This is a genomic window from Streptomyces sp. NPDC091289, from assembly GCF_044757365.1.
GTDB lineage: Bacteria > Actinomycetota > Actinomycetes > Streptomycetales > Streptomycetaceae > Streptomyces.
This window is the reverse complement of sequence record NZ_JBIVUT010000002.1, coordinates 316,467-327,824: the sequence shown is the minus strand read 5'-3', so window position 1 is coordinate 327,824 and position 11,358 is coordinate 316,467. Positions and strand designations below refer to the sequence as shown.

Genomic DNA, 11,358 nt, shown 5'->3' with positions numbered 1-11,358 from the left:
ATCGTCCGATGACCATGGGTCCATGGAGGTCGAGGAGTCCACGGAGAGCGCCGCGCCCGTCGAACGGCACGCCGGCTGGAACGAGCTGTTCTTCGATCTCGTCGTCGTCGCCGGGGCGGGACAGCTGGCCCATCTGCTGCACGACGGTCCGCACCTGGCGGATCTCGCCCTGTACGGGGTCCTCTACCTGGCTTTCTGGACCGTCTGGGCCGGGTTCGCCGTCTACGGGGACATCGCCGCCTCCGCCACCCGGGTCCGCACCCTGCTGGTCGCGATGCTCGGCATGGCGGTGATGGCGGCCTCCGTGCACGCGGTCCTCACCAGCCACGCCGTCACGTTCGTCGTCGCCTATGTCGCGCTGCGCTGGCAGGCTGGCCGGGTGTGGCGGCGGGGCAGCGTCGTCGTCGACTGGCCGCTGGCCCAGTTCGGGGCGGGCGCGCTGCCCTGGCTCGTCTCCCTCATCGTACCGACTCCGTGGCGCTACTGGCTCTGGGCCCTCGGTATCGCCGTCGACATCGTCACCCTGCTGGTCTCCACCCGGGGCCGTACCCTCCGCCGCGCCACCGATCGCGCCGGACGCCGGGCCGGCCGCCGCGCCGGGCGCCCGCCCCCGGGCCCGGCCCACTCACCCGGCCTCGCACCGCCCCGGATCGGCGAGTCGCGCATCGACACCGCGCACATGGGCGAACGCCTCGGCCTGTACGTGATCATCGTGCTGGGCGAAGGGGTCATCCAGATCATCGACGCGGCCTCCGAACGCGACGACTGGGACCTGCCGCTGGTCGCCACCGGGCTGGGCGCGTTCGGGCTGCTGGCCGGGATCTGCGCGCTGAGCCTGCTGTACGGCACCAACGGCATCCCGCATCTGCGCAAGGACGCGCTCGCACCCCGGCTGGCCATGCTCCTGCACGCGGTGACCACCGGATTCCTCGTGGCGCTGGCGACCGCCCTGGGTTCCGCCGTCGCCCACGTCGACGACGTCCTGCCCAAGGGGCAGCACTGGCTCCTGTGCGGTGCGATGGCCGGCTACTTCGCCGCCGGTCTGGTCGCGGCGCTGCCGCTGGCGGACCGGTCCGACCGGGTCTGGCTGCTGGGCTGGGCGCTGCCGTGCGTGGTGGTGGCCGTGGCCCTCGCGCCGCTCGGCGTGCGGCTGCCGGCCTGGGCCACGATCGGGATCCTCGTGGCGCTGGTCTGCTGGCAGATCCTCTACGACCCGGAGCCGCCGGGAACGCTGCCGTCCGGGCGGCGGGGCCGCAGGTTCAGGCGCCCGGCCCCGCGCACCGTATGAGCGCGGGCGGCGAGCTCGGCTCAGGTGCGGGCCAGGCCCGCTTCCCGTACGGCCACCGCCTCCATCGCGTCCAGCACCGGCCGGATCAGCGGATGGCCCTCGGCCCCCTGCCGTACGGCGGCGAAGACCCGGCGGGTGGGGGCGCTGCCCTCGACCGGGCGGACGACCACCCCGGTCAGCTCCATCCCGCGCAGCGCGGACCGGGGCACCAGGGCCACTCCGGCGTCCGCCCCGGCCAGGGCGACCACGGCCCGGAAGTCGTCCGAGGAGTGTTCGAGGCGGGGGGCGAACCCGGCGAACTCGCAGGCCAGGACCACCACGTCATGGCAGGGGTTGCCCGGGTACGGCCCGATCCACGAGTCCTTCGCGAGGTCGGCGACCGCGACCTGGTCCTGGTCCGCGAGGCGGTGGTCCACCGGGAGCACCGCGTCGAACGGCTCCGAGTACAGGGGGACGCGGGTGAGGCGGCGGTCGTCCTCGGCGGGCGCGCCCCGGTATTCGACGGCCACCGCCACGTCGACCTGCCGGTCCAGCACCATCGGCACGCTCGCGTCGCCCTCCGCGTCCTGGACCTTGACCCGGATGCCGGGCGCGGTGCGGGCCAGCTCGGTGAGGGCGGGGGCGAGGACGAGGCCGATGCCGGTGGCGAACGCGGCGACCGTGACCGTACCGGCGACGCCCGCGCTGTAGTCCGCGAGCTCCGCCTCGGCCCGCTCCAGCTGGGCCAGGACCAGGTTGGTGTGGCTGAGCAGGATCTCCCCGGCGGCGGTGAGCCGGGCTCCGCGCGCCCCGCGTTCGACGAGGCGGTGGCCGGTCTCCTGTTCCAGGGCGGCGAGCTGCTGGGAGACGGCGGAGGGCGTCAGGTACAACGCGGCGGCGGCCGCGGTCACGGTGCGGTGGTCGGCCACCGCACGGAGGATTCGCAGCCGCCGCGCATCGATCATGTGCCCATTGTCCCAGGTGGCGGTCGAGGCCCCGACCTCATGGACGTCCGAGGACCTGGTCGGCCGCCGCGAAGCGGTGCTCCGTCGGCTTCAGCACGTCGTGGAGATAGCCGAAGTACTCCGTTTCCGCCGTTCCTGTGAGCACCGCCAGCAGGAAGGCGAGGCACCCCATGTCGTGAGGCTCCCACAGCGGGCCCTGTCCCTCGTTGTAGAGCACGGTCCACTCGTCGGGATGCTGACCGGGCCGTGCCAGCCAGTACAGAAACGCCCCGCTGAACCCGTCGAACGCCCACGGCAGGATCCGCGCCCCCGCCTCCAGCAGTCCGGCCGGTTTCTCCTCGCCCACTTCCCACAGTCCGGCCAGGACCTCGTCCCGCTCCGTCGTCCGCGCGCGCAGGTCGCATGTGTCATGGGCGGAGTCGGGGACGAGCAGCCAGATCGTCTCGTCGAAGACGCCGTCGCCGTACGTCTCGACGAGCTGCTTGTAGTCGGCGGGCAGAGCCGATCCGAGCTCGCGCTCGGCCTGCGCCCAGTCCACCGCGGGCGAGTGGCCGGCGGGCGGCGGGCAGAGGCGGACGAGGGCATCGAGGGCGGTCATGGAACGGACGTTACCGAAACCCCGCCCCGTGCCCGCGGCGAGGGGGGCGGGGCTGGGCGGGCGGGGCGGGCGAAGATCCGAACCGGCCAGCGACAGGAGCCGGGTGAGGACCGGGGACTTTCCCGGACGGCCCACCCGGCACGCCGGCGACTTCTGGATCAGCCCTGGGCCTCCAGCGCGGCCCGCGCGTCGACGAACGCGTCCACGGCGCGGTTCACGTCGGCCGTGGAGTGGGCGGCGGAGAGCTGGACGCGGATCCGGGCCGCGTCCTGCGGGACGACCGGGTAGGAGAAGCCGATCACGTACACCCCGCGCTCCAGGAGCAGTTCCGCCATCCGGCCCGCCTTGCCCGCGTCGCCGATCATGACGGGGGCGATGGCGTGGTCGCCGGGCAGGATGTCGAAGCCCTCCTCGGTCATCCGGGTGCGGAAGAGCGCGGTGTTGGCGTTGAGCTGCTCGCGCAGGTCTCCGGCGGACTCCAGCAGGTCGATGACCTTGAGGGAGGCGGCGGCGATGACCGGGGCGAGGGAGTTGGAGAAGAGGTACGGGCGCGAGCGCTGGCGCAGCAGGGCGACGATCTCGGCGCGGGCCGCGACGTAACCGCCGGAGGCTCCGCCGAGCGCCTTGCCGAGGGTGCCGGTGATGATGTCGACCCGGTCCATGACACCGTGCAGTTCGGGCGTGCCGCGTCCGCCGGGGCCGACGAAGCCGACGGCGTGCGAGTCGTCGACCATGACCATGGCGTCGTAGCGGTCGGCCAGGTCGCAGATCTCCTGGAGCGGGGCGACGTACCCGTCCATGGAGAAGACGCCGTCGGTGACGATGAGGCGGCGGCGGGCTCCGGACGCCTCCTTGAGCTGCGTCTCCAGGTCGGCCATGTCGCGGTTGGCGTAGCGGTGGCGCTTCGCCTTGGAGAGCCGGATGCCGTCGATGATGGAGGCGTGGTTGAGGGCGTCGGAGATGACCGCGTCCTCCGGGCCGAGCAGCGTTTCGAAGACTCCGCCGTTGGCGTCGAAGCAGGAGGAGTAGAGGATCGTGTCCTCCTGGCCGAGGAAGGCCGAGAGCCGCTGCTCCAGCTCCTTGTGGACCTCCTGGGTGCCGCAGATGAAGCGGACCGAGGCGAGCCCGTAGCCCCAGCGGTCCAGCGCCTCGTGGGCGGCGGCGATGACCTCGGGGTGGTCGGCGAGGCCGAGGTAGTTGTTGGCGCAGAAGTTGAGGACCTCGCCGGCGCGTCCGCCGGAGGTGACGGCCACCGTCGCGGACTGCGGGGTGCCGATCACGCGCTCGGGCTTGTGCAGCCCGGCGGCGCGGATCTCGTCGAGGGTGGTGCGCAGATCGTCGCGTACGGAGTCGAACATGCGGATTCCTTAAGGATGCGAGGAAAGGATGCGAGAGAGGTTCGAAGGTCAGACGGTCCGGTCGGGGAAGTCAGACGGTCCAGTCGAGGATGACCTTGCCGCCGAGGCCGCTCGCGGCGTCGTCGAAGGCCGCCTCGAAGTCGCGGAAGCCGTACCGGCCGGTGATCACGGGGGCGAGGTCGAGGCCGCCCTCCAGCAGGACGGACATGGCGTACCAGGTCTCGTACATCTCGCGGCCGTAGATCCCCTTGATGGTGATCATCGAGGTGACGATGCGGGACCAGTCGACGGCGAACTCCTCGGCGGGCAGGCCGAGCATCGCGATCCGGCCGCCGTGCGTCATGTTCGCGACCATGTCGCGCATCGCCTCGGGGCGGCCGGACATCTCCAGGCCGATGTCGAAGCCCTCGCGCAGGCCGAGCTCCCGCTGGCCGTCCGCGATGGTCCGGTCCGCGACGTTGAGGGCGAGGCTGACGCCGACCTTGCGGGCGAGGGCGAGGCGGGCCTCGCTGACGTCGGTGATGACGACGTTGCGGGCGCCGGCGTGCCGGGCGACGGCGGCGGCCATGATGCCGATCGGGCCGGCGCCGGTGATCAGGACGTCCTCGCCGACCAGCGGGAAGGAGAGCGCGGTGTGCACGGCGTTGCCGAACGGGTCGAAGATCGCCGCGATGTCGAGGTCGACGGGGACCCGGTGCACCCACACGTTGGACGCGGGCAGGACCACGTACTCCGCGAACGCCCCGTCCCGGCCGACGCCGAGGCCGACGGTGGAGCGGCAGAGGTGGCGGCGGCCGGCGAGACAGTTGCGGCACTTGCCGCAGACGAGGTGGCCCTCGCCGCTGACCAGGTCGCCGGTGGCGATGTCCACGACGTCGGACCCGGTCGCGGCGACCTCGCCGACGAACTCGTGGCCGAGGACGAGCGGGGTGGTGACCGCCTGCTGGGCCCAGCCGTCATAGGCGCGGATGTGCAGGTCGGTGCCGCAGATACCGGTGCGCAGGACCTTGATCAGGACGTCGTTGGGGCCGTACTCCGGCTCCGGCACGTCCATCAGCCACAGTCCGGGTTCGGCCTTCTGCTTGACGAGTGCCTTCACGGCTGTGGCTCCCTGACGTCGGTACGCGAGTGGATACCCCGGGCCTCGGGGCATGTCGGAGGAACCCTGCGGCCCGGGGTGGATCTTGGGTGTCACCCACCATCGTGGGGGTTCGGCGGGACGGGACGGAGCATCTCGAAAGGCTCCACGCGCCGTCCCCGGCCGTCACCGAGAAGGCTGCCGTACGGCGGGGTCCCAGGTCCATCGAGGATTTCTTAAGCGCCGCCGCAGGAGATCTTCACACCTGGCCGTGGCTTCACCGACCGCTGCCGCGCCGTGGCCTTCGTTTCCTCGGTTACAGCGTCCTCGGCTGCGGCCTCCTCGGGTGCAGCGTCCTCGGTTGCGGCGTCCTCGGTTGCGGCGTCCTCGGTTACAGCTCGCCGTACGGGCCCAGGAAGCGGGGGCGGCCCTTCTCGATCCGGTAGAGGAAGATCCCGTTCTCGTACCGCACCTGGCGGGTCGAGGTGTGGAAGGCGAGGGTGCGCACGATGCCCCGGTGCTCGGTCCGGACGAGCCGCTGGGCTATGCCGCTGCGCACCTCGCCCGAGGCGCTGGTGGTCCCGGCGGCGCGGGCGATCAGGCCGACCGCGTCGTACGCCTCGGCGGCCCAGGTGGCCGGGGGTGCGCCGAAGCGCTTGCGGTGGGCGGCGGTGAACGCCTCGGCCGCCGGGAGGGCGGTGGGGTCGGCGTACGCCTCGGCGAAGACCCAGCCTTCGGCCGCCTCGCCCGCCCCCTTGAGGAAGGCGGGCCCGAGGGCGGGTCCGGCGGCGACCCGGGTGCCGGTGAAGCCCTCGTCCGCCAGTGCGGTGGCCAGGCGGGCGGCCCGGGCCGGGTCGCCGCCCCCGAGCACCACGGCGTCCGCCCTGCCGGTCACGGCCTTGCGGGCGACCGCGCCGAAGCCCGCGTTCCCCCGGGCGAGAGGATGTTCGATGAGGGTGGCGCCGGTGAGGGCGGCCTCGCGGAACGTGCCCCCGACCTCCCCCGCGAGCCCGGGATCGGCGGCGTCCTCGACGAGCAGGATGCGGGTCGCGGGGCGGGTGCGGGTGAGGTAGCTGATGAGGCCGGGCGGGAGCATCCGGTCGAAGGGGCGGGTCACGCAGAGGTGGAGGGCGGTGCCGGACTCGACGGTGCTGGAGCCCGCCGCGACGACGACAGTGGCCAGCCGTGCTGTGCCGTACCGCTTGACGAGGTCCTCGCGCAGCACGTCCCCGGTGGGGCCGAGCACCGCGACGACGGCCGGGTCCGCCGCCAGCCGCCCGGCCGCCCGGAGTGCCGCCGCCGGGTCCCCCGCGTCGTCCTCGGTGCGCAGGGCGAGCCGGAAGGCCTTGTCGGTACGGGAGTTGTGGTCGGCGACGGCGAGCTGGGCGCCGCGCTGGTGGGCCAGCCCGGCGGCCCGGCCGGGTCCGCCGAGGTCGGCGTGGAGGCCGATCGTGTACGTGGGCGGCTCCCCGGATCCCGCCGAGGGGCCGCCCGCCCCCTCGCCGCGCTCCCGCAGGGCGAACCAGGCCGCGGTGGAGCCGCCGACGAGGAGGACGGCCCCGGCGGCCCCGGCGGTCAGCAGCCTCCGCCGAGTGGGACCGGTCGCGCTTCCGGCCTCGGCGGTGGCGAGCGTGACCGGCAGCGGCTCGGGGTCCGGGAGCGCGAGGGCGGCGGCGGACCGCTCGGCGATCAGCGCTGCGAGCCCGGCGGGCATCCGCCAGGGGTCGGACGCGGGGGCGGTGGTGCTGGGCTCGGGGGCGGTACGGGGGGACTCGTGTGGGCCCGGGGACTCCTGCGGGCCCGGGGTCGGGCCCCGGTCCGGAGACCTGTGCGGACCCGGGGACTCCTGCGGGCCCGGGGTCGGTCCTCGGTCCGGGGACTGGTGGAGGCCTGGGGACCTGTGCGGACCCGGGGACTCCTGCGGGCCCGGGGTCGGACCCCGGTCCGGGGACTGGTGCGGGCCCGGGGACTCGTGGGCGTCCGGGGCTTCCCGCCGGGCCGGGGCACCCCACAGGTCCAAGGACTCTCGCGGATCCCTCGCCCGGCCCGGGCCCCTCGCTCTGCCCGGGTCCACCTCCCGGCCCGGGTCCGCCCCGCAGCCCGGGTCCGCCCCGCAGCCCGAGGGCGCGCCGAGGCCCGGGGTCGCGGTCCCGCCCGCTCCCGCCCCCGGATCCCCGGGGCCGTCCGGAGCGGCCTCCCCATCCCCCGCCAGCGCGTCGCGGACTTCGCTCGCGGTCGGCCGGGCGGCCGGGTCCTTGGCGAGGCAGGCGGTGATCAAGGGGGCCAGGCCGGGCGGTACGCCCGTCAGGTCCGCCTCCTCGTGGACCGTGCGGAACAGGACGCCCGCCCCGCCGCCCTCGCCGAACGGCCGCCGCCCGGTCGCCGCGTACACGAGGACACAGCCGAGCGAGAACACGTCGCACGGCGGCCCCAGCGGCCCGGCCGACGCCTGTTCGGGTGCCAGGTAGCCGGGCGTCCCGATCACCGCGCCGGTGGTGGTCAGCGCGGTGGCTCCCTCGTGGCGGGCGATCCCGAAGTCGATGAGGCGGGGGCCGTCGAGGGCGAGGAGCACATTGCCGGGTTTGACGTCACGGTGGATCAGCCCGGCCTCGTGGACCGCGACGAGGGCCGCGGCGAGCCGGCTGCCGAGCGCCCGGACGGTGGTCGTGGGCAGCGCGCCGCCCGCGCCGACCACCTCGGCCAGCGAGGGCCCGGGGACGAACGCGGTCGCCAGCCACGGCTCGTGGGCCTCCGTGTCCGCGCCCAGCACCGGGACCACCCACGAGCCCGTGATCCGGGCGGCGGCCTCCGCCTCGCGCCGGAAGCGGGCCCGGAAGCCTGGGTCGGCGGCGTGCTCGGCCCGGATCACCTTGACGGCGGCGAGCGTCCCGCCCGCCGAGCGCGCCAGGTAGACCACGCCCATGCCGCCCGCGCCGAGCCGGACGAGCGTGCGGTACGGGCCGACGGTGCGGGGGTCCTCGGAGGTAAGGGGACGCACGTCAGCTCTTCGGTTTCGGGGCCGGGCCGACGTAGCGGTGGCGGCCCTTCTCCACCCGGTACAGGTAGGCGTCCTGGCCGACGAGTTGCTGGCGCTTCTCGTCGAACGCGTACGTGCGGGAGATCCCCTCGTACCGGGCGGCGGCGATCGCGGCGGTCAGCCCGGACCGGGTGGGCCCGGCCGGCCGGCCGTCGCCGGAAGGAGTGGCGCCGGCCGACGCCTCCTCGGCACCGGCCGACGCCTCCTTGGCGGCGGCGACGGCGAGGGCGGCCAGTTCGCGGGCGACGAGCCCCGCCACGTCGTACGCCTCGGCCGACCAGGCGGCGGGCGCGGCGTCGAAGCGTTTGCGGTGGGCGGCGGCGAACGTCGCGGCGGCCGGGGCGCTCGCGTCGATGAACGGTGCGATGAACTCCCAGCCGTCGGCCGCCTCACCCGCCTGATTCAGGAAATCCGGCCCCATGACGGTGTGCTGGGCCATGCACGGTCCCTTGAAGGAGAGTTCGGCCAGGATGCGGGCGACCCGGGCGGCGCCGGTCGCGTCACCGGCGTAGAAGAGGGCGTCGCTCCGGTGGGACAGGAGGTCGGTGACGACCGGGTCGAAGACGCGCGTCCCGGCGGGCACCACACGGGGGTGGGTGGTGCCGGTGGTGAGGTTGGGGGTCATCAGGTTGGCCGCGTAACCCGACTGGTAGGCCGCCTGCCCGCCGGACCGGTCGACCAGGATGCCCAGCCTCTCGACGTCGGGGCGCAGCAGGAGGCGGTTGACGATGGGGATGGAGAGCGAGGCGTAGGTGGGGGCGGCCTGGAAGAAGGAACCGTTGGCCCGCTTCGGGAAGGTGATCTGGAGCGCCGACACCGTCAGGACCGGCAGCACGGCCTCGTCGTACGTGGAGAGGGCGGCCCCGGCCGCCTCGTCGCCGGTGGGGCCGATGACCGCGATGACCTCCGGGTCACGGGCGAACTCCTCGGCGACCCGGGCGGAGCGACCGGCGTCGCCCTGGTCGTCGAGGACCTTCACGGCGAGCCGGAAGGGCTGGTCGTCGAGGGCGTTGAAGCGGTCGACAGCGAGCCGGACGCCGCGTTCCTGGGCGCGCCCGGCGGCGCTCAGGGGTCCGGTGAGGTCGGCGTGCACGCCGATGATCCAGCGGCGTCCGCCCGGGGCCCCGTCCCCGCCGCCGCCACCGTTCTCGCCGCCGGTGAGGCGTACGGCGGCGAAGGCGCCCGCGCCGAGGGCCAGCGCGCCACCCGCCGCGAACAGCAGGAACCGCCGCCGGCCGGTGGCGGGGCCGGGCGGTCCGGGCTTCTCGGTGACGGTGGCGTCGATGTCGGGCAGGGCCAGCAGGACGGCGGACCGGTCCGCGATGATCCGGACGACGTCCTCGGGCAGCCAGTCGGCGGTCGCCCCGGCCGGTACGTCCTCGGCGATCAGGGTGTCGAGGTCGGCGGCGGCCGGACGATCGTCGGGGTCCTTGGCGAGGCACCGCTCCAGCAGCACGCGCAGCCCGGGGTCCTCGATGCCGTCGAGGTCGGGTGCGTCGTGGACGGTGCGGTAGAGGACGGCGTCGACCGCGCCGCTGCCGAAGGGCGTCCGGCCGGTGGCCGCGTACGCCAGGAGGCAGCCGAGCGAGAAGACGTCCCCGGCGGGCCCGGCAGGGTTCCCGGCCGCCTGCTCGGGCGGGAGGAAGCCGGGGGTGCCGACGACGAGCCCGGTGGCGGTCAGGGCGGTGGCGTCGGCGGCGCGGGCGATCCCGAAGTCGATCAGCCGGGGGCCGCCGGCCGTCAGGAGGACGTTGCCCGGTTTGACGTCGCGGTGGACGAGCCCGGCGGTGTGCACGGCGGCCAGGGCGCGGGCCAGCAGCCGGCCGAGGACGGTGACGCTGCGCACGGGCAGCGGCCCGCGCCGGGCGACGACGTCGGAGAGCGTCGGACCGGGCACGAACTCCGTGGCGAGCCAGGGGCGTTCGGCCTCGGTGTCGGCGCCGGTGACGGGCACGGCCCAGGGGCTGTCGACCCGGCGGGCAGCCTCGGCCTCGCGGCGGAAGCGGGTCCGGAAGTCCTCGTCACCCGCGTACTCGGGCAGGATCACCTTGATCGCGGCGAGCGCTCCGGCGTCGGTGCGTCCGAGGTAGACGACACCCATGCCGCCCGCGCCGAGGCGGCCGAGGAGCCGGTGGCCGCCGATCCGGGCGGGGTCGGTGGGTCGCAGGTCGTCCATCGCCCGGCCTCAGCTCTGCTTCTCGACGGCGGATTCCAGCCGGACCAGCATGGCGGCCTGCGCCTGGACGACCAGACCGTCGATCTCCCGCTCGGTGCGCCCCTTCGCCCCCTTGCCGGTCACGGCGACGGTGAACTGCAGCGTCTGCGCCTGCTGCCAGGCGTAGTGGTGCGGCCCGCCGAGCTCGGAGCTCTGGTACTGCCCCTGCTCGCTGAGGGAGTCCTCGGAGCTGGTCTGGGTGGCCTCGCCGCCCAGCAGTGCCGCGGCGACCATGGAGCCGATCAGTTCACCCTCGCGCAACTGCTGGGTGGGGCAGCGCATGGTCTCCTCGATCGACTCCGCCATCTCCCAGGCCGCGTCCTCGCGGGTGCGGTGCACGGTGACGACGGCGGCGAGACGCACCGGCCCCTTGCCCTTCTCGGCGGGCACCTCGAACGACCGGGTGAGGGTGGCCAGGACGCTGAAGTCGGGCTTCCGCTGCTGCCAGACGCAGTCCTCGCCGAGCACGGGCCAAGTGGCCGGGTCGCTCTCGTACGGGCTCCGCTTCACCACGCCGGGGCCGAAGCTGTCGGGTCCCGCGATGACGCGGTCGATGAACGCGCGTGCCGCCGCCCGGGTCTTCGGGAGCCGGGCGGGGTCGGGTTCGAACGGGTCCGTCGCGCCGGGGGACGGACCGGCCCCGGTGCCACCGCCGGACTCCGAGCCCGCGCCCCCCTTCGCACTCGAACTCGCACTCGTACTCGCCGAGGCGTCGCGCTTCTCCACGTCCCCGGGGTCGTCCGCGCCGCCGCCGGAGCAGCCGGCGAGCAGGACGGTCGCCAGGGCCAGGGGCAGCGCGAACCGGATACCTCTTAACGGCACGTGACAGGTCACAGCGTT

General features: G+C 74.5%; 8 protein-coding genes. 1 reads left to right on the top strand and 7 read right to left on the bottom strand.

Features of this window, described 5'->3' with window-relative positions:
• The first annotated feature begins 22 nt into the window (after positions 1 to 22).
• Positions 23 to 1,288: a low temperature requirement protein A gene (locus ACIQPT_RS03515; RefSeq protein ID WP_401152248.1), complete on the top strand. Its 1,266-nt coding sequence runs from the start codon at positions 23 to 25 to the stop codon at positions 1,286 to 1,288.
• Positions 1,289 to 1,308: 20 nt separating this feature from the next.
• On the opposite strand, the gene ACIQPT_RS03510 is transcribed toward ACIQPT_RS03515, so the two are convergent.
• From ACIQPT_RS03510 to ACIQPT_RS03480, 7 genes are all read right to left on the bottom strand, one after another.
• Complete coding sequence (locus ACIQPT_RS03510; RefSeq protein WP_401152245.1) at positions 1,309 to 2,232, bottom strand: LysR family transcriptional regulator; 924 nt, start codon at positions 2,230 to 2,232, stop codon at positions 1,309 to 1,311.
• A gap of 37 nt (positions 2,233 to 2,269) precedes the next feature.
• On the bottom strand, positions 2,270 to 2,830 hold the full coding sequence (locus tag ACIQPT_RS03505; RefSeq protein WP_401152242.1) for a hypothetical protein: 561 nt from the start codon (positions 2,828 to 2,830) through the stop codon (positions 2,270 to 2,272).
• A 158-nt stretch (positions 2,831 to 2,988) separates the two neighbouring features.
• A complete protein-coding gene (locus tag ACIQPT_RS03500) occupies positions 2,989 to 4,188 on the bottom strand; it encodes a glycine C-acetyltransferase (protein ID WP_401152240.1) in 1,200 nt (399 codons plus the stop codon).
• Positions 4,189 to 4,258: 70 nt separating this feature from the next.
• Entirely contained in the window at positions 4,259 to 5,287 is a 1,029-nt protein-coding gene (tdh, locus tag ACIQPT_RS03495; protein WP_401152238.1) for an L-threonine 3-dehydrogenase, read from the bottom strand.
• 370 nt (positions 5,288 to 5,657) lie between these two features.
• Positions 5,658 to 8,264: an ABC transporter substrate-binding protein gene (locus ACIQPT_RS03490; protein WP_401152235.1), complete on the bottom strand. Its 2,607-nt coding sequence runs from the start codon at positions 8,262 to 8,264 to the stop codon at positions 5,658 to 5,660.
• 1 nt (position 8,265) lies between these two features.
• Complete coding sequence (locus ACIQPT_RS03485; RefSeq protein ID WP_401152232.1) at positions 8,266 to 10,479, bottom strand: bifunctional serine/threonine-protein kinase/ABC transporter substrate-binding protein; 2,214 nt, start codon at positions 10,477 to 10,479, stop codon at positions 8,266 to 8,268.
• 9 nt (positions 10,480 to 10,488) lie between these two features.
• Positions 10,489 to 11,352, bottom strand: a complete 864-nt coding sequence (locus ACIQPT_RS03480) for a hypothetical protein (protein WP_401152230.1) — start codon at positions 11,350 to 11,352, stop codon at positions 10,489 to 10,491.
• Positions 11,353 to 11,358: the final 6 nt, after the last annotated feature.